At 45.4% G+C, this 19,725-nt stretch carries 14 protein-coding genes and 1 pseudogene; 6 read left to right on the top strand and 9 right to left on the bottom strand.

The features are described 5' to 3' along the window. Positions 1 to 375: 375 nt before the first annotated feature. The 6 genes and pseudogenes from ACRJJO_RS20015 to ACRJJO_RS19990 form a co-directional block, all read right to left on the bottom strand. Positions 376 to 609, bottom strand: a complete 234-nt coding sequence (locus ACRJJO_RS20015) for a helix-turn-helix domain-containing protein (RefSeq protein WP_431067351.1) — start codon at positions 607 to 609, stop codon at positions 376 to 378. Positions 610 to 799: 190 nt separating this feature from the next. Next, positions 800 to 1,753: a glycosyltransferase family 2 protein gene (locus ACRJJO_RS20010; RefSeq protein WP_431067350.1), complete on the bottom strand. Its 954-nt coding sequence runs from the start codon at positions 1,751 to 1,753 to the stop codon at positions 800 to 802. Beyond that, positions 1,750 to 2,572 (bottom strand): annotated as a pseudogene (gene rfbA, locus ACRJJO_RS20005) (glucose-1-phosphate thymidylyltransferase RfbA). The gene ACRJJO_RS20010 and the pseudogene rfbA overlap by 4 nt, the downstream one beginning before the upstream one ends. Before the next feature lie 474 nt (positions 2,573 to 3,046). After that, positions 3,047 to 4,621, bottom strand: coding sequence for an AAA family ATPase (locus tag ACRJJO_RS20000; protein WP_431067349.1), 1,575 nt, complete (start codon positions 4,619 to 4,621; stop codon positions 3,047 to 3,049). A gap of 271 nt (positions 4,622 to 4,892) precedes the next feature. Next, a complete protein-coding gene (locus ACRJJO_RS19995; protein WP_431067348.1) occupies positions 4,893 to 5,495 on the bottom strand; it encodes a Uma2 family endonuclease in 603 nt (200 codons plus the stop codon). A 634-nt stretch (positions 5,496 to 6,129) separates the two neighbouring features. Then, complete coding sequence (locus ACRJJO_RS19990) at positions 6,130 to 8,166, bottom strand: sulfatase-like hydrolase/transferase (protein ID WP_431067347.1); 2,037 nt, start codon at positions 8,164 to 8,166, stop codon at positions 6,130 to 6,132. A gap of 750 nt (positions 8,167 to 8,916) precedes the next feature. On the opposite strand from ACRJJO_RS19990, the gene ACRJJO_RS19985 reads away from it, so the two are divergent. Further along, positions 8,917 to 9,999 carry an acyltransferase family protein gene (locus ACRJJO_RS19985; RefSeq protein ID WP_431067346.1) on the top strand — a complete coding sequence of 361 codons (1,083 nt, stop codon included), beginning with the start codon at positions 8,917 to 8,919 and terminating at the stop codon, positions 9,997 to 9,999. Between the two features lie 251 nt (positions 10,000 to 10,250). Here the strand turns inward: ACRJJO_RS19985 and ACRJJO_RS19980 are convergent, their stop codons facing one another. Together ACRJJO_RS19980 and ACRJJO_RS19975 are read right to left on the bottom strand one after the other, a co-directional pair. Beyond that, positions 10,251 to 11,876: an SPOR domain-containing protein gene (locus tag ACRJJO_RS19980; protein WP_431067345.1), complete on the bottom strand. Its 1,626-nt coding sequence runs from the start codon at positions 11,874 to 11,876 to the stop codon at positions 10,251 to 10,253. A gap of 134 nt (positions 11,877 to 12,010) precedes the next feature. Continuing rightward, positions 12,011 to 12,460, bottom strand: a complete 450-nt coding sequence (locus ACRJJO_RS19975; protein ID WP_431067344.1) for an LEA type 2 family protein — start codon at positions 12,458 to 12,460, stop codon at positions 12,011 to 12,013. Positions 12,461 to 12,774: 314 nt separating this feature from the next. On the opposite strand from ACRJJO_RS19975, the gene ACRJJO_RS19970 reads away from it, so the two are divergent. The 3 genes from ACRJJO_RS19970 to mtnC all read left to right on the top strand — a co-directional run bounded on the left by ACRJJO_RS19970 (position 12,775) and on the right by mtnC (position 14,880). Then, positions 12,775 to 13,395: a methylthioribulose 1-phosphate dehydratase gene (locus tag ACRJJO_RS19970; protein WP_431067343.1), complete on the top strand. Its 621-nt coding sequence runs from the start codon at positions 12,775 to 12,777 to the stop codon at positions 13,393 to 13,395. Continuing rightward, positions 13,392 to 13,952: a 1,2-dihydroxy-3-keto-5-methylthiopentene dioxygenase gene (locus tag ACRJJO_RS19965; protein ID WP_431067342.1), complete on the top strand. Its 561-nt coding sequence runs from the start codon at positions 13,392 to 13,394 to the stop codon at positions 13,950 to 13,952. The genes ACRJJO_RS19970 and ACRJJO_RS19965 overlap by 4 nt, the downstream gene beginning before the upstream one ends. 253 nt (positions 13,953 to 14,205) lie before the next feature. Then, complete coding sequence (gene mtnC / locus ACRJJO_RS19960; RefSeq protein ID WP_431067341.1) at positions 14,206 to 14,880, top strand: acireductone synthase; 675 nt, start codon at positions 14,206 to 14,208, stop codon at positions 14,878 to 14,880. A gap of 262 nt (positions 14,881 to 15,142) precedes the next feature. Here the strand turns inward: mtnC and ACRJJO_RS19955 are convergent, their stop codons facing one another. After that, positions 15,143 to 15,760, bottom strand: coding sequence for a FlgO family outer membrane protein (locus ACRJJO_RS19955; RefSeq protein WP_341325545.1), 618 nt, complete (start codon positions 15,758 to 15,760; stop codon positions 15,143 to 15,145). 1,071 nt (positions 15,761 to 16,831) lie between these two features. Between ACRJJO_RS19955 and ACRJJO_RS19950 the strand changes: the two genes are divergently transcribed. Both ACRJJO_RS19950 and ACRJJO_RS19945 read left to right on the top strand, forming a co-directional pair. After that, positions 16,832 to 18,487: a L,D-transpeptidase family protein gene (locus ACRJJO_RS19950; protein WP_431067340.1), complete on the top strand. Its 1,656-nt coding sequence runs from the start codon at positions 16,832 to 16,834 to the stop codon at positions 18,485 to 18,487. A 329-nt stretch (positions 18,488 to 18,816) separates the two neighbouring features. Further along, complete coding sequence (locus tag ACRJJO_RS19945) at positions 18,817 to 19,488, top strand: D-Ala-D-Ala carboxypeptidase family metallohydrolase (RefSeq protein WP_431067339.1); 672 nt, start codon at positions 18,817 to 18,819, stop codon at positions 19,486 to 19,488. Positions 19,489 to 19,725: the final 237 nt, after the last annotated feature.

The following is a 19,725-nucleotide window of genomic DNA, read 5'->3' as shown; positions in this document are numbered from 1 at the left end:
AGGTGCTTGCTCCAAATCTTTTTCAAGCGCCACCATTTCCTCTTCTGTGATACGAGGAGGTCGCCCTAGACGTTCGTGATCATGCAACCCCATCAAGCGCTGAAAATCTTGGAAACGGAGCGCCAGCGAAGTGAAGATTTTTAGTCCCCGATAGCCGTAGCGCCGGGTGTTTTGCCGGAGTCTGCGCGACTAGCGCAGGCGGAGGCAAAATACAAGGCATCGCGACACGGCGTCAAGCCATTTGTGGGAGTGCTACGGAGCCGCATCGAGTTGACGATGATGTGGCGTAGTGGCACGGACGCAGGGCGAATCGGGGCCGCCGAAGGCAATAATCGCCAAGTCATTTTTCGCTGCTGAAATCGGACGGACCCCATTTCAGCTTTCGCGAAAAATCTTGGCGCGCTTGCCCTCTCGTTCCCAAGCCGTTAGCCAACCTGAGACGGTGTCTCGATCCACCGCAAAAATGTCCGCCAGTTGATTGACACGATAACCTTTCCCGCACAAGTAAACAACATGCGCTCGCCGCCTAAATCGGGATTCCGGGGCATAACGAGCGGCATCTAGCAATGTCTTTTGCTCTTCTTTCGTTAGTGCCTTTATCCGCTTCATGACTGCCGCTTCCAATTGATACCAATGCTGCAATTTTTGCCAGGTTATTTATGAATCAGTACTTAATTATAAATACATATATTTCCTCTATAATGCTTACAAAGCGTGAGTATTCAGTTCCCCGGCCATTCTTCTCGTTCCCATGCTCCGCGTGGGAACGATAGGGGGGATGTGAATAATTACTACAAAGCTATTCACTCAAGCTCCCATTGCCTGTTTTTTTTCTTACTACATAAGAAGGTTTCCCCATGGTTCTAAAATGCATTCTGGCAAGATATTCGCCGATCACGCCGACCGTAAATAGCTGCATGCCGGCAAACATAGCAATTTCAGCTGCAATAAAAGTAAAACCTGGAACACTGACCTCATGAATAAACCTTTGAATAATAACGTATATAAAAATGACAAGACCTACTAGAGCCGAAAACAAACCTAAACAGCTCGCAATTCTTAATGGCGCAGTCGAATATCCAGTGACCATACTCAAAGTCAACGACAGCAGTTTTCTTAGTGTATAGCCTGAACATCCGTATTGACGCGCTTTATGCGCAACTTTGACAGCCGCTATGTGGTTCGCCGTCCATGATAATAGCACATCGATTGAAACCCTAGCGTCTGTGAATTGAAGAAAACCTTTTCTTAGTTCGGTTCTAAACGCCCGGAAAGCGTTGCTTTTCGCTCCCATTTCAGCACCTAGAACAATGCCTAAAGAAATCTTAACTATTTTCGATGATAACCTTCGCCATAAGGAATGTTCTGGATTTTCAGGATTTCCATAAACAATATCATACCCTTCGATTAAAACCTCAAGTAATTTAGGGATTTCCTCCGGCGGAATTTGCAAATCATCGTCAATCGTTATTATCCATTCATTTTGTACATGCATAATTCCAGCTAATAAGGCATTATGCTGGCCATAATTATGCATTAAATTTAACCCCAATACCGCGCTATCTTTTTCTGCCAACATTTCGATCACTTGCCAGCTATCATCCTTACTACCATCGTTGACCAAGATCACTTCGAATGTTTCGGTCACAGGTTCAAGAACCTGTCTCAATCTAGCGATTAATTCAGGTAAGGTTTGTTCGCTGTTATAGACAGGAACAACAACTGATACCGATGCATATTTAGAGTTATTCATGAATAAAGCCCACTTTTGACCAAATCCTGCAAATACTGACCATAACTGTTTTTCGACAAGGTTGCCGCTTCATCTATCAATGCTTCATCGCTCAACCAACCGTTGCGCCAGGCGACCTCCTCGAGACAAGCGACTTTGTAGCCCTGCCGTTTTTCAATAGTTTCAACGAATTGCGCGGCTTCCAGCAAACTTTCGTAAGTTCCGGTATCGAGCCAAGCGAAGCCGCGTCGCAGCAGTTGGACATTGAGTAGCCCACGCTCCAAATATATTTGATTGACGCTGGTGATTTCCAGTTCGCCGCGATGCGAGCGATCGACCGATTTGGCGATGTCGATGACCTGGTTATCGTAGAAATAAAGCCCGGTAACGGCAAAGTTGGATTTCGGTTTTTGGTTTTTCTTCTATAGATAGCGCTCTAAGGTCTTTATCAAATAAAGACGACACCGAAGCGCTCCGGGTCTTTGACTTGATAGCCGAAAACCGTGGCGCCTTATTCGCGGGACGCTGCATTTCTTAAATAGGGTGTAAATCCTTGTCCGTAAAATATGTTATCGCCAAGCACCAAGCAAACCGGATCGTTGCCGATAAACGATTCGCCGATTAGAAGGGCTTGCGCTAAACCGTCCGGTTTGGGTTGCACGGCATAGGTAATAGAAACGCCGAATTGGCTGCCGTCTTTGAGTAAGCGTTGGAAGGGCAGCTGATCTTCTGGCGTTGTGATGATCAGTATATCGCGTATACCGGCCAGCATTAGCACCGACAACGGATAATAGGTCATCGGCTTGCGTATATCGGCAAGAGTTGCTTGGAAACGCCCATCGTGATCAGGTAAAGGCGTGTGCCGCTGACGCCTGCGAGTATGATACCTTTTCTGCTCAATGTGCCGCCTCTTTCGATTTTGTGTTTCTATGATAGCTCAAGTTTGCTTGCACGCTTGGAAAATCGAATACAATCCGGTCTCCGCCGTATTGGACATATCCGATGAGTGCCGGTGGTTTTAAGGGGCGGCTAATTGAAAGACCGTTTTTTCTTGGTCGAGCCATGCGTTGTTTCACTAGTTCTCATCGTTGTTCATAACTCGTTGATTCCACCTTACCATTTTAGCTAATGTGATCTCGATAGCATTTACTATGCTCAAAGTAGACCAAAACGTTCGGGGCAGGTTGTATAACCCGCCCCGCGCCTGATTGCCGATATCCAGGTTACATGGAGGTGAATCTACACATTGCCATCCCTGGCACTGGATTCCGCCAATCCCTGGCGGAATGACGCGTTATTACCTCAAACTGGCTCCTATGGGGATCGTTTCCACTTGCGCTCATCAGCTTGTTCGACTTCAAAGCCTACAACAGTTCGGCTGTCTTTGCTGAATTCTACGCCGATTAGGTGAATCAGTTGATTTAGGCTGCGGTATTTGTCGGCGTAGCGTTTGTCTTTGAGTTGCTGTATTGCTCGTCCTTCCGGCGCCAGTTCGACGACTTTGAATTCGAATAGATAGATTTGTTCGTTGAAACAGACTGTCATGTCGATCCGGCCTTGATGCGTGACGTCTTCTAAGATGATGTCCAAGCCTAAGGCCGCGATGTGGCTGTAGAATACGCTGGCGTAAAAACCTTCGTATTGCGCGATCGGGTTGTTTCGGCACCAGTCGTTCGGGATACTCGCATAGAGGCTTTCGAAATGGGTTTTCAAGCCGGTGAAGTCGTTCGCGCTCAATAAATCGTAGAAGCGGCTTTGCGCTTGTTCGGCCAACATGCCGTCGTTGACTAGGCCTTTCAGTAAGGCGTCGTTCAATGAACTTTTCAATTCAAGATTGGGATATTTCAAGGCATATTCGATTCGCGCGCCCTGTTGTCGGCTGCCGTTCAAGGTTAGATAGCCGGTTTGCCACAGTAGCGCCACGGTGGCGATGTTGTTGACGTCGAAGGTCGACAGCAGTGCTTCGCTGGCGTGAAGGCGTTCAAAATCTGGTGCAAAAAAGCCGCGCTCGGTCAAGATATCGATCAAGATCGTCGGTGTGCCGGTTTCAAACCAAAACGGTTTGAATTCTCGGGTGCTGAATAACAGTAGCAAGTCGAACGGGTTGTAGACCGGCTCCCCCATCCAGTTGTAACCGTTATACCACTCGCGCATCTGTTCGCGGTCTAGTCCTTCCAGTTCCGGCGCGAATACCGTGTCGAAATCTTCGGCGGTGTAGCCGCAAAGGGCTGAGTAGCGTTTGTCTACGGTGATGTCTTGCAGGTTGTTCAGTCCGGAAAACAAGCTGACTTTGCTGAATTTCGATACGCCGGTTAAAAACGTAAAGCGTATGTGGGCGTCCGAGTCTTTGATGACCGAGTACAGATTGCGCAAGCCATGGCGTATTTCGGCGGCAAGTGCCGGATTAGTAATGTTATCCAATATCGGTTTATCGTATTCGTCGATCAATACGACTACCCTTTCGCCCGCTTTTTTGGCCGCATTTTGTATCAGTTCGGCAAAACAGCCCGGTATATCCGTTTCGTCGCTGCAGATGAGCCCGAGATTTTCTCTATTGGTGCGCAATAAGGCGAGTATTCGGCGCTCCAAATCCGCTACGCTTCGCACCACGCCGCCGCCAAAGCTGATGCGAATGATGGAATTGCGTTTCGTCCAATCCCATCGGTCGTGACAATACAATCCCTGAAAGAGCGTTTCGTTGCCGGCAAACAGCTCGCCTATCGTATCTAAGAGCAAGGATTTGCCGAAGCGGCGCGGGCGGGATAGGAAATAATGCGTGCCTTCGTCGATTAGCTGCAATATAAAGCGCGTTTTATCGACGTAGTAATAGTAGTCTTCGCGGATTTTCTCGAAGGTTTGTATACCGATGGGGAGTTTTTTTCGGGTCATGTGCTTGATTTCGAATTTTGAATGTGCTTTTGGCAGTAGTGTAGGTCGGGTTAGCCCATTAGGCTTTGATACCGTTTAGTGTTCCCTAACCTTTCGGACCTCGAAATCGCGACGTTGGCGTCGCTCCCACAAACGAACGGCAGATAATTAACCAGCCTCCCCATTTGTAAAAGGGGGATTAGCGGTCCGCTGTTTCCCAAACTCTGTTTGGGAAACTCGTCTCGCAAGGTCTGCTTGGGCATGAGCGACACCCTCTCAAAGCAGGATTTGTTTAACTTTCATTCTGCATCGCGCTGGCTTGCTGCTGTAGATAATTCAGCACATCTTCGTTTTCGACTCGTTCGTAAATCATTTCTACCGGTATGCGGCAATCGATGGTCTCTAAGTGTAATTCATCGCCCATGAAATAGTGTTCCGATTGCCAATGGTTTTTTCGTCGGCATATCTCCACGTCGACAAAGCCTTGTTCGATGACGACGTATTCTTCCAAACTGGCCAAGCTTTGATAGGCCTGTCTTTTTAGCGTTTGATCGATTTTTCGGGTCGCTTTCGATAAGACTTCGACGATGAGTATCGGCGCATCGGTGACGCCGTAGTCGTTGCCCTGATGATTGCATACAACCAGCACGTCGGGATAATAAAAATCTTCGGCGACTTGTACTTTCATATCCGATGCGAACGGTTCGCAGGGTGTTTTTCTTAATTTAGCGTGGAGAGCGCTGAGTATATTGGCGACGATGCGATTATGACTCGTACTCGCGCCGGCCATCGCATAGACTTGGCCGTCGATGTATTCATGTTTGATTTCGCTGTGCAGTTCGCCTTCCAGATAATCTTGTATCGTAACTGAATCGATCTTGTATTTTAGGTTCATCGTTGCTGCTCCTCTTATTATTTGTCGCGACGTAGGCGTTGCTCCCACAGGCTTTTCCGCTGTTTCCCAAGCTAGATAGCTCTGCCATTGTGTTAAGAAAAAGCTCCCTCTCCTGCTGGACAGGGTTGGGGAGAGGAGATTTAGAATAAGACAAAAAAGCTTATATCCCCTTATCTTAACCTTCTGAAAGGACTGCCTTCCTTAACTTAATGGCAGTGCGAGTTAGAGAAACAGTGAAAGTATTCAATATAATGAACTAACAATGAAGACACATGAAAAATTGTAATTATTCACATCCCAATATCGTTCTCACGCTCCCGCGTGAGCATGAAGACCGAGACGCTCTAGCGGCTCGTACCGCTGGAGCGGTACTCAGGCATTCCCACGCAAAGCGTGGGAACGATATATCTTGTATTTCAGGCTCATCTTCGTTGTACCTCTTTTTATTCGTCGCGGCTTAGGCGTCGTTCCCACAGGTTTTTCCGCTGCTTTCCAAGCTTCAGAGCACTACCATTAAGTTAAGGGTAACTCGTCATTCCGCCATGGACTGGCCGAATCCAGTGCCATGGATGGCAAGCTTTTGAAGCACATTCGATTCTGAATGCCAGCATTACTTTCAATTCTTCTAGGACCTTCAATGCAGATGCATATAAACCTGAGCACTTGGAAATTTCGTCCGTTGCCGGTATTCGAACTCATGCCATTTTAAATTTTCCCATTCGAGAATGATATTGGTCATGCGCTCTTTTTGCTGCGGATCTTCCAGCCAATCTTGATAAGGCTTCCATTGCTGTAGGTCGCTCAAGTATGCTTGTTCAGACCGAAAATCGAATACGACCCGGTCATCGCCGTATTTGACATGCCCGATTAGTGCCGGCAGTTTTAAGTTACCGACTAATTGGAAAACGTTTTTTTCTTGGTCGAGCCATTGGTTCGGCAATCCGAATGCCGAGCGAATCGCCATTTCGGCGACATCGATCTGCCCTATCGCTTGTTTTACTTCTATGTTGGAATCGTTGAATACGAGCGGTATATGCGTTTGCGCGTCGTTGATCGCATGACCGTGTCCGAGAAATCCGTCTTCGAATAACGATTCGCCGTGATCGCCTAATATGACCAATGTAGTTTGGTCGTAGAGATGATTGCTTTTGAGCATTTCGACCACCTGCCCGACCGCCCAGTCGGCATTAGCTATCGCATTCCAATAGGTTTCGGCGACTCTTTCGCGATTTTCCGCCCGGATTTCCGACCGTGGAATGAAATCGTCGATTAAGATTTTCTGCATGTTCGGATGCGAGTACGGAAAATGCGCCGCCTGAAAGTTGATGTAGATAAATTGCGGCTTATCTAATTCGAGCTCGCTAAAACGTTTTTGAAATTGCGCTACGACGCGCTCTTCGCTAAGCCTAAGGCTGCCGGGGTCTTTACTGGGAAACACCCTGTCTCTGATAGCCGTGCGCGCATCGAAATAATAGACCTCTTCGTTGATCATGCCGGTGTTTTTTGCAATGTCACCGAACGATTCGTCTTGACCGGAAATGATCGAGATCCCGTAACCGGATTTTTGCAAATAATCGATCAAGCGGATGTGATGATCGTGCTGTATCAATTCGCGGTTGAATATCGCCATCAACGAGGTGGTAGTGTAGCCGGTATGACTGTAAGCGTAATCGACCGAGGTACCGGTTTGCGCTATTTCGCGTATAACCGGCGCGACATAACGCCCGTTGATTTGCTGTTCAAGCAAATCGAATCGCGCGGTTTCCAATACGATCAAGACAATGTGTTTTCCCGCCTGCGGTTCTATCGCTCGCAATGGATCGGGTTTAAGCGGCATTAGTTCGGCATCGCCCATGATGCCGTCTTCATCGACTTGATTGCCGGGAATATCCATGGCGCCGGGATAAATACGCGAATCGAATAATGCCGGGTCTTTAGGATAATTGAAGAGGCCGTAGCCGTCCCGGTCGAAGTCGGTCAAAGTATCTAAGACAGCGCTAACCAGATGATAAGAGGTCTTTTTTTGCAAGCCGTAGCGAAGAAAATTGTTTTCGGAAATAAAATAGGTCAAAAAGGGGGTGATTACACCGAGCGTTATCAATAAACGTTTGAATGTTTTGGTTTCGGTGCTTTGTTGGTGGTAGTGTCGAACGAATTCATGATGGGTTAATAACCTGGCAATCGCGATAAAAACGATGATAATGACGGCCATGATGCCGACAAACAAAGCGATTTCGTTTGAGGCATAGAGCAAGCCTTCCCTCAGACTACCCCCGCCCAAGTTTCTGATGATTTGGTAATTGATTGTGTCGTTGAAATAGGACAGAACTTTGAACTTGAGCCCGAGCCAGATACCCATTGCCAGCAATACGATGACCGTGAAGCCGTAATAAATAATGATGCCGAATTTATTGATCCGGTCGGCGGTATAAAACCAAAGGCTCGCCAGCATGCCGCAGAGAAAAAAATCGTACCAGAGTGTAAGCAGTAAAAATATGGATCTTTCGGGTAGCGTTCTGTAGGAATAAGGCTGTAAGAATCCGCCGGTAAAGATATCGTATTTAACGTGCAATAATGCCAGTTCGAAAAATTGAATGACCACAACAGAAAATAGGACGACAAACGGTCTTCTGTGTCGCCAAATGAATTCTTCGATCTTCAGGAAGGGCATGGGTTGTTTAGTTTAATTATTTTGTTGGGCGCTTGTGATTAGGATTTTAGGTTATTTCTTTGAATTAATCTGATAAAGCGTCGTTACATACCGTTCTGCCGGAGCTAAAGCCTAAGTTATTTCGTGCCTATTCATAAGGAATGAGTATTATATTCGCTGCTTCCCAAGCTCTAGCTTGGGAAGGAAAAACCGGAAGCTCTGGCTTCTTGGAGACCTGCCTGGCCGATTGAACTTAGTTTAGCGGTAACCGCTGTCTGCGAAGGTGTATTAGCTTCTTTTTACTTGTCTCGCGAAGCTAGAGCTTCATGTATCGCTTTCCCAAGCTGGAGCTTGGGAAACAGCCGAGTACTTATTTTCGCTCCTTCCCAAGCTGTAGCTCTCATCGTTATACATAAATTGTAGGGTACGCTGCGCGTACCAAAGCCGTGCCCTGGCGGTTCGGTTGGTACATGAACATCTCGGGGTTACCATGGTACGCACAGCGTACCCTACACGGATCGCCTAGCGCTAGCCTCTCACCTAGCGTTAGGTGAGGGATAGCCGAGTATGTTAAGTGACAATAAATGGTATCGAGGTCTCATTGGCTAAAATTGCAAAAGGGTAATTTTTGACTTATGTAAAACGATGAGAGCTCTAGCTTGGAAAACAGCAGCCCCCTTCTTTTTCAAAGTGGGGATCTTAATAATTACCATCAAATAGTGTTATAGCACTCAACAGCTCTGTTTTGATTCATGGTATAAATTGGTTCTTATGATACAGGCTCCCCACTTTTCAAAAGATCAAGCACTGGCTTTAAAAGGCGTCGGTATCCTGTTAATCGTTTTGCATAATTTTTTTCATAATTTGTCGCCGACTATCGGAGAAAATGAGTTTTCCTTCTCCATTCAATCATCCTCGAATTTTTACCAGACGCTTCAATTTCATCCCGCCGAGTTTTTTCGTGCCGTTTTCGCCTATTTCGGCCATTACGGTGTCCAGATATTCGTTTTTTTCAGCGCTTATGGCTTAACCAGAAAATACATTAAACGACCGCTAGTTTATAGCGAATTTATCAAAAGACGAATTTTCAAGATTTATTTTTCTTTTCTGATTTGCCTTGGCGTTTATATTGGGTTGGGCCTATTGAAAACCTATTTGATAAGCGATAGTAAGGTTCTTTACTGGGACAGCCTGCTTTGGAAAGCGTTATTGGTGTCTAATTTCATACCCGGACAAGCGCTTATGCCGGTTGGTCCTTGGTGGTTTTTACCGTTTATTTTTCAGTTTTATCTGATTTACCCGTTTTTTTTGAAGTTATTTCAAAAATTTGGAGCACCATTTCTTTTTGCTACCTTTGTACTCTTTACTTGCCTGGAATGGTTCTTTAACCCCGTTTTAATAGACTACCACCTAAACCTGAATTACATGGTGTTTGGCCATGCATCGGTTATAGGCTTGGGTGTCTATTTAGGATCACAAGAAAATATTAAAATCCCGGTCATTTGTGTTGTCTTGTCTTTGCTGTTGTTTGCGCTGGCATCGGTCAATCACTTTGCCTGGATTATTTCCGATCTGACTTTTACTGTTTTGATTTTGACTTTTTCCTTATGGATCTTCAAAACTCGATTGCAGCTATCAATCCTAATAGCCTTGCTTGTTTTCTTAGGCGATCTTTCATTCCATTTATTTATGGTCAACGGTTTTTTGAGAACACCTTTTCATCTTATTGCCGAAGCCTATAATCTTTGGTGGGTCGATAATTTAACGGCCTTGGCGAGTCTGCTTTTTTCCACGCTATTTGCTTTGGGCTTGAGCCGGTTCGACAAAAAGCTTCGCGTTGTTTTTGGATTATGACTCGCTATTTAAGGCGCGGCCGCGACGGCGGTGTTATTTGAGTCTCTTGAGCGTTAAGGCTGGCTTATCGGGAAATTTAAAGTTTTTCTTGACCCCAGCCTTTAAAATCAATGGACTTGCTGGCTAAAATATACCCACAAGTTCCATTTTTCATAACCGTGAGGTGGGGCCAGACAATAAATAGTGGATTTCTTTATTCTCTGAGCATTCACGAGGCGCCAAGACGGTTTTTAAAAAGCAACGCTCAAGAATCAATCTTTTCCAATCCATACCGAATCGAGATTATGTGTTCTTTTTACCCTGGCAGCATAAGCGGATGCCTCGTCCCGGCTCTTAAATCCGGAAACCGATAACCTATACCAAGTTTGGCCTTTGACTTGCACCGGAATAACTTTGGCCGGTACCCCCTGCTTTGAGAATTCAGCGGCTTTTCTATTGGCGTACCAGTCTTGCTTAAACGAAATCAGATTCACCGACCAACTGGCCGACGGTGCCTTGGGTTTTGGCGAACTTCGTTTGACCGGGGCTGACTTTTTGCTTACCGCTTTTTTGACTGGCGGAGCGGTCGCCTTAGCAAGCTTCTTTTCTAATTCTTTGATTCTAGCTTCCAATGCCGCTACTTGACTGGTCTCTTCATTAACATCGGATACAGGCGGTGAGCCCTCCTCTTGCTCGATTTTCTTTTCAGTATCAGTCGGTGTTGCCTCGGTTGTGCTTGTCGCTTGAGCTAATTGCGCTTCAGAAGAAACTGTTCCATTCGCTTCCGTTTCGGTAATCTTTGGTTTTAACGGTGATAACGGTGTTAACGGAATAACCTCGGTATTATCGCCTTCAATAGATTCATCTTGAAAAGCCATTGGCGCAGGGCTTGTTTGAGCGGCTTCCGGCAAATTATTTTTGATCAATAAAGCATTCAATTCGGTTTGATTTTCTTCCAACGTACCGATTAATTCAGTCAAAGACTCGATTTCATTATCGCTTTGCAAAACCAAATATGCGAATACACTGGCCGTTAATAAAGCCACAACAGCAATGACCATGGCCACATAAGTAATCGTCGGTATTTTTGCGCCTTTGTCGAGTTGTTTTTTTAATTGGTTTTGAGCCTTAGACAAACGATCGATTTCATCGGCCTGCCCTTGACTCGTCGAAGCGCTCATTGTGGCCAATTGTTGCTTTAATATTTCCTGCTCACTAAATAATTGACTGATTTGTGTCGTAATAACGTCGTCGACGACTGTTTTATGGGGTTCTTCCGCCGTCACCGCTTCAGGAAGCTCCGAAGCATCGTCATAGACCGCAAAGTCCAGATCCGGTTCTTGCTCTAGTTCTTCTGGGTCTATCATTGCACGAGGACTTTCCTCCTCTTCCTCAAATGCTATATTCTCTTCCTGAGTCGTTGCAAATTCGTCGATTTGATCTTCCGGATCGGAAATATCGAATTCCGCTAACGTAAAGTCATCGCTATCGAAATCCGTTTCCGCCTCTTCTTCCGGCGGAGAAGAATCAGGGATCGGTTCCGGCTCGGTTTCTGCAAACTCGTCGAAACCTATATCTGAAAACTCATCGATTTCGGCCATTGCCGAATCTTCAGAAGAATTGGACGGCTCCTGGTCTTGAACTAAATCGGCTTCACCCCCTGATAGATCATTATCAGCATCTAATTCATCGGCAAATAACTCTCCGAATTCGTCTTCGTCATCGGACAATTCTTGCTCATCAAAAGCGCTATCCATCAATAATTTGTCGATAGCGTCATCATCATTCATTAATTCATCGCTATCGATTGACGAAGCCGCATCATCGAGCATTGAATCTAAGTCATCGGCAAAGTTTTTAGGCGATACTGACTTTTTTTTATCTTCTGAGTCGGCCATGGTCGAGCGGTCTCTTTATTGAAATAGTTGAATAACGTTTATTATAGTGTTTTCCGTAACTTTTGCGATTTTGCCGCTTACGATAATTCATGCTATTCGACTAAAACCATTCATCGCTGATACCGCATGCCCCATCAAAACTCCAAATCAACCTCCCCTTCATAATCGAATGGAAGTGTTATCAGGCTGCGCATTAAACCTAGTTGCCCGGTCAATTGGTAGCGAATGGGACCGCCATCACGCCGAGTCAATTGACGTAAAAGCGTCTTTAATTTGACGCTCACGGGCAATTCGATAACATATTCGCCATATTCGGGAATCGTAATTTCCTGATCGCTGATGCCTTGAGCAAAATCGACACCATTAAGTTTCAGCGCATAGACCATGTCTCTTATCGCTAATTCGGAATCGTTCCTATTTTGCAAACGCAAACGTATATTAAAACGTTGTTCGAATAAGCTAAACTGTGAAGGCTCAATAGCCAACAATTTAACCTTTGGTGCTTTGAAATCGTCATACATCCATGTGCACGCATTAAGATGCGAGACAAAAATAAGCATCGCTAAAAACTGAATCCATTTCACCGATTGAAAACCTACTGTGAAAAAAAGGAGTAATCCTACCTCATCTATACCTTTCGCACTTCAAATTTCGACAGTACCTAAGGAGGTGCCGGGGTGTTCGGTCCCTCACCTAACGCTAGGTGAGGGACCCGCATGGAGCTGGCATAGAGCCTACAGGGATGTATTTACGGCGTCCTTTGACGGGCACCCCGGTGCCGAATTTTTATCTACGCTGGGTATATCACTAATGCAATAGCGTTTAGATATAATCGTTTGAGCATCCGGATTCGATTATCGGTAAAATAGACTCTGACTCAGATCCACAAACTATTAATATGACACTCGAAGACGAATTTTCTGAAAAAGCCGTGCAATTAATCGAAGCCGGACGCTTTATCGATAGGAAAGGCTTGGTACCGGCAACTAGCGGCAATTTTTCCGCACGCTTGTCCAATGGCGATGTAGCTATTACCGTTTCAGGCAAACACAAAGGCCGACTCAGTGCAAAAGATATCATGCTGATTGCTCCTGACGGTACGTCCCTTGACGGTAAAAAACCGTCGGCCGAAACACTATTGCATACAGCGCTGTATCAAAGATTCCCGGAGGTGCAAGCCGTTTTACACCCACATTCGTTGAATGCCACGCTCATATCCAAGCTATTTAAAACCGAGCTGGTACTCGATGATTATGAACTTTTGAAAGCGTTACACGATATCGATACACATGAAACGCGAATCAGCATTCCCATTTTCGCGAATGATCAAAATATGCATAGACTTTCAGCAACGATCGATGCTTATATGGATCAACGCGAATCAACTTATGCTTATATTATCTCGGGACACGGCTATTACACATGGGGCCGGAGTGTCGAAGATGCGCTAAGACATGTTGAAGCGTTGGAGTTTTTATTTGACTGTGAAATACGACTGTACGGAGCCTTAAACCGATGAGCGCATTGACTGTATACCCCGATAATGATCCGAATAACGGCAATACTTATCTTGATTTCAGCGATATACAAGCACAACTGGAACCACTGAATATCCGTTTCGAACGTTGGAGCGCAGGATTCGAGCTTACGGACGATGCCGACCAGGATGCTATATTACAAGCCTACCGGCAACCGATTGACCGCTTACAAGAAGAATACGGCTTTCAATCCGTCGATGTTATCGGTATAAGCCCTAATCACCCCGAAAAAGAGGCATTACGACAAAAGTTTTTATCCGAACACATCCATGACGATTTCGAAGTTCGTTTCTTCATCGAGGGCAGAGGGCTATTTTCATTACATGTCGACGACAAGGTGTATTGCATTTTATGCGAGCAAGGCGATTTAATCAGTGTTCCTGCAGGCGCTAAACATTGGTTCGACATGGGCCAAAATCCCAATTTCCGATGTATTCGCCTGTTCACGACACCGGACGGCTGGGTCGCGAATTTCACCGGTAGCAACATTTCCGAGCAATTCCCCAGTTTCGACGACTATATTCAACAATTAGATTAATATTCTTTCTATTCTTTTTCCCTTAGGAATGAATACGAACTAACATAGGGTAAGTATTCAGACCCCGTTGGCAAATTACCGCAATCCAGGCGTATTGTTGGAATCCCCCTTTGAAAAAGGGGGATTGAGGGGGATTTATTTAAAAAATCTCCCCTAGCCCCTCTTTTTCAAAGAGGGGGACTGAATACTTACAACATAGGTTTACCTAATTTCTACTTTTTTATACCCATCGTAGATCAAACATTCGACACTTATGATCACAACCATCGTCACCGATATTGAAGGTACAACCTCATCTTTATCCTTCGTCAAGGAGGTATTATTTCCTTATGCTAGGGCCCATATTGCCGAATTCATTCGCAACCATGGTCACGAACCGGAAGTTAGCGCATTATTGCAGGATGCCGCCAAGCTAATCGACGACCCGACGAATACCGAATCATTAATCGAACAAATGATTCAATGGATCGATCAAGATCAAAAAGTCACTCCATTGAAATCCTTACAAGGATTGATTTGGGAACACGGTTATCGTCAAGGCGATTTCAAGGGACATATCTATGCCGATGCAGCTCAAGCCATGCAGGAATGGCACCATCAAGGCATCAAACTTTATGTGTATTCATCGGGCTCGGTCTATGCGCAAAAACTTTTATTCAAGCATACCGAATTCGGTGACTTAACCGCGCTATTTTCCGGCTATTTCGATACGCACATCGGCGGTAAAAAAGAGACTGCCTCTTATTCGGCAATCGCCGAACAAATCGAAACCGAACCGGAAAATATTTTATTTTTGTCGGATATTACCGAGGAGCTGGATGCCGCTTTAAAAGCAGGATTCAAAACATGCCGATTAGTCAGGGAAGGAAAAGCCGATGCCCCAAGCGATCACGACACCGTATCTAATTTTTTTGATATCAAATTGTAACCAGTCAGCGCCATATCGGCATTGATCGCCGATATCCTGTTTTGTACGGAGCTGAAGCCACGCGCATTGCCATCCTTGGCACTGGATTACGCCACAAATTCGTATGGAACGGATTTGCATTTACCCGAAGGGCTCCGGGCAGGATAGCTTGGAGTGAATCCCTGACGGAATGATGCTTCGGTACCTCTGGGTTTGACAGCACCCAGAACGCCATGGATGACGATGAATGCAGATAAAGTATCAGAATGCTTGCCACCAAGGCTCATTCAAACAAATCGAAATCGTCCATCGATTCATCGACCATCGGCATAGGCTCTTCTTCCTCCTTTGGTTCCTCTTCTACCGGCTTAGCTTTCAGTAAGTTTTTAGCATCGGGACCCATCGCGATTGAATAATCGGTAGTCGCTACAAAATATCCGCTATCGATATCGACAACTCTTAGCGATACATAAGCATTTTTCTTACCCGGCGCAAAAGTGCCTACTAACAAAGCTTGCGCGCCAACTTCGGCCAATCCGGCTTTAGTTTCATCGGACAACTGCAAAATACCGGTGTCATTTTTGACGAAAATTTCGGTCGGTAACTCCATACCCATGACACGATAACCTGAACGATGAAATGCCGATGCAATTTGATCGGAAACGATTCGACCGAACGAAAACGATTGACTCATATCATCTACATTGACTAACGAGTTAACAACAACCAAGCTTCCTCTAGGCAATGGATGTCTGAGATGTGTCAATAACTCATCTACCGCATCGTAGCTGACTTCCACTAAGTCATCATCGTCGACATCCTGGGCATAATAAACCCGATTACACCCGCTCAGTGCGGTTACAGCCGAAATCAGCAAAACAATTGCCTGCTTTTTGAACATTAGGAATCTCCTTTTTAAATATACAAAACAAAAATCTGGATAAGTGATCGATAATTATCAACGCGTTAATCCTCAAAGCGACCCATTATAGGGCAATCTCACTCACGAGTTTTAGCAGCGTTACCCGCTTGGCAACTGCTTGATAGGTGCTCAGCCCTCGTCATTTATTCTTTCTCCAAAAAGGAAAGTTTTTAAGAAAAGGATCCGAATACACTTACACCGCCTAAGCGACTAATTTAGGAACGGCCGCGCTATAATTCTATCAGGCTAAAGAACCAGTCAAAAACTCCGTTTAGAAGTCGTAACCGCGTGGCATGTAACTATTCAGTCCCCCGGCAATATCGTTCCCACGCTGGAGCGCTTATCGTTATACATAAGTCAAAAATTAGCCTTTTGCAATCTTAGCCAATGAGACCCCGATACCATTTTTACCTTTCACACTTCAAATTTCGGCAGTGCCAGAGGAAGCGCCTGGGTGTCCGATAAAGGCTTTGCCAGCATGGAGTTGGCATAGAGCCTACATGAACGTATTCACCCAGCACCTAAATTCCATAGCTCGTTGGCTATGGTTAACTTCCTTTGATAATTTAGGTGCTGGGTTCACGGCGTCCTTTAGCGGACACCCAGGCGCCGAATTTTGATCTACGACGGGTATACTGTCACTTAACACTCGCGGATCACCTAGCGCTAAGCGATCCGCGAAGGGTAAGCTGTGCGTACCATGGTAACCCCGCAATGTTCACGTGCCAACCGAGCCGCCAGGGCACGGCTTTGGTACGCGCAGCGTACCCTACAATTTATGTATAACGATGAGCGCTCCAGCGTGGAAACGATAGGGGGGATGTAAATAATTACCGGCACCTAAGTTTATAGACCATTGGCTATGTTTAAAATCATAGATAATTAATGCAATAATTTAGTTGATAATGACAACTTTAAGGCACAATACTTTCAAGCAATTATAGACCAGGTAGAACTGTTTCAAAAAATACTACTCTTTTATAATTGCCGAAACCGTGACAGGGTTATCCTAAAGACCTTATTAAGCCAACGCCATCCGATCCGAAGCCAATGAAACAACCCTTACATAAACTTTTAATTGCACTAACGATAATCGCTTTATTCTTGCCGAAAATATCGACTGCCGAGCATCTAAGCGTTGAAGAATCGATACGCGAGCGAATTGAATCCGCGGCTGAGATTCTTGATCTTTCAATCGATAACCAACCTTTAAACTCGCAAAAGGGCCTTATCACCTTTTATTCAGACAGGCAATTTTCTAAAGCTTGGCTTGCCAACGGTCAACCAACCCCGCAAGCTTATCAACTGATTCATATACTCAATAGCGCTGATCAGCATGGTCTCAACAAAAACAATTACCATGTCACGGCCATTAATGAACGCCTGGAAAGATTAAAAGCACCGCTGGATGAATCCGAAGTCTTGATGCTCTCGGTCGATTTAGACTTATTATTAAGCGATGCCTTTCTGACTTACGGCACCCATTTGGTACAAGGACAAGTCAACCCACAAAAGCTCCAGTCGAAATGGGATACCGGTCGACGAGCAACCGATATGGTCAAAATTCTGACCGATGCGATCAATACCAATTCGATTGAGCAAAACCTCAAGGCGTTAATTCCGAATCAACCCGGCTACCGTTCTTTGGCACAAGCATTGGCCGATTATCGTGCGATCAAGGATCGGGGCGGCTGGCCTTCAGTGACGGACGGCCCCAGTCTTCGTCCTGACGAAATAAATCCTCGCATCATCGAACTCAGAAAAAGACTAGCCGCCTCGGGCGAATTACCGAACGATGTTACTCTTGACAGCAAAGAGTTCGACCAGTCACTCCAACAAGCAGTTAAATACTTTCAAAAACGACACGGATTAGAAACCGACAGCATTGTTGGAAAAGCCACGCTTGCGGCACTCAACGTCAGCGTCGATCAGCGCATCAATCAGATTCGCGCTAACCTTGAGCGTTGGCGTTGGCTACCGGAAGATCTTGGCGCGCGCCATATCATGGTCAATATTGCAGGATTCGAACTTAATTTTGTCGGGAATGGCGAAGTCTTGCTGCACATGCCGGTCATAGTCGGTAAAAAATACCGAGAAACCCCGATATTTACCGGCTCGATGACTTATTTGGTCATCAACCCTTCATGGTACGTACCTAACAGCATTGCAGTCAAAGACAAATTACCGATTCTGGCCAGGGACCCCTATTACATCGAACGAAATCACATGAAGCTTTACCGTGGTTGGGGAGCAGATAGAACAGAAATAAACCCATTATCGGTTAATTGGCGGCAAGTAGATCCGAATAACTTTCCCTTTCGCTTGGTCCAAAAACCAGGACCCAAAAATGCCATGGGCAAGGTTAAATTTATGTTTCCCAATCCGCATAACGTTTATTTACACGATACGTCGGAACCAAGTTTATTTAATCGGGTCGATCGTACATTCAGTTCCGGCTGTATTCGTGTCGGCAAACCTTTCGCATTGGCAAACTTAGTGCTTGAAAACAATTCCCGCATGACACCGGATGCTATTCGAGAGGCTTTCGACCAAAGCGATCAAAAAACCGTCACGCTGCTTAACCCGATACCCGTGCATATCTTATATTGGACTGCTTGGGTTGATTCGGAAGGTGTCGTTCAATTTCGCAGAGACATATACAACCGTGACGATGAACTCATCCAAAAATTACAAAAATCCTTTTAGCTCTCAACCATCCCTCAAAAGCATTGATGAAATTAAGCGCATTATTGATAATCGTATTATTATCTTACTCCAACCTATCACAGGCAGGACATCATCGCAGCGAACGAAACAGTTTTTCAGTTACTATTCATTCTTTTACGAAACATAGCAGCAAAAACGAAGACATTCCCTTTAATACTCTTGGCATCTTTGTATTACCTAATGAAAGATTTATTCTTCAAATTAAAACAAAAAAACCCTCAGTCCCTGTAAAGTTTCAAGCTGTCGATGGAAAAACACGGCAACTTGCTCAGCAACAATGGCAATGGCAAGCACCCAATAAACCGGGCTTGACCGTTATACGACTGACTCACCCCATTAGCAAGGAAACTGCAGAGCTTAACGTTTTTGTCATGGTACCGGCTAGCAAAGTGAAAAAAGGTGTGCTAAACGGCTATCAAATCGGAAGTTATCCCCGCTTACCGTTTAAAAACATGGAAACTTACGAAACGCCGAAAGGTTTTATCGAAGTCACCGAAGCCAATCAAGACGCAAAAGTATCCCCGCATTTCACGATCGGCGAATTCCTTTCCCATCAAAAAGACGGCTTTCCGAAATATCTGGTGCTGCGCGAACGATTGCTACTCAAGCTCGAACACATTATCGAAACGCTGTACAGCAAGCATTTTCCGGTCGATTCGCTTCACATCATGAGCGGCTACCGAACGCCATGGTATAACAAATCGCTCGGACAAGGCCCCTACAGTCAACACATCTATGGCGGCGCCGCGGATATTTACATCGACGTAAAACCCAAGGACGGCTATATGGACGATCTCAACAAGGACGGTAAACGAGATTATCAAGATGCCAAGGTCTTGATCGATATTATCGAGGAAATGGAAGGTCAATCTCTATACAACAAATTCATAGGCGGCCTAGCGCGTTATCGAACGACGCCACACCACGGCCCCTTCGTGCATATCGACGAACGCGGCTATAAAGCGCGTTGGAATGATTAAACCGATTCGCCAGAAAGTCTAATCGACGAGGTGAGCGGTGAGCGGTGAGCGGTGAGCGGTGAAATGATGCGGAATCCAACCTATTTGTCAAGCGCTAATTTCCTCTTTCCTCTTTCCTCTTTCCTCTTTCCTCTTTCCTCTTTCCTCTTTCCTCTTTCCTCTTTCCTCTTTCCTCTTTCCTCTTTCCTCTTTCCTCTTTCCTCTTTCCTCTTTCCTCTTTCCTCTTTCCTCTTTCCT

The sequence above is a fragment of the Methylotuvimicrobium sp. genome, assembly GCF_050611805.1.
Taxonomy (GTDB): domain Bacteria; phylum Pseudomonadota; class Gammaproteobacteria; order Methylococcales; family Methylomonadaceae; genus Methylotuvimicrobium.
Note: the sequence above shows the minus strand (reverse complement) of the source record. Positions and strands in the feature narration are given on the sequence as shown.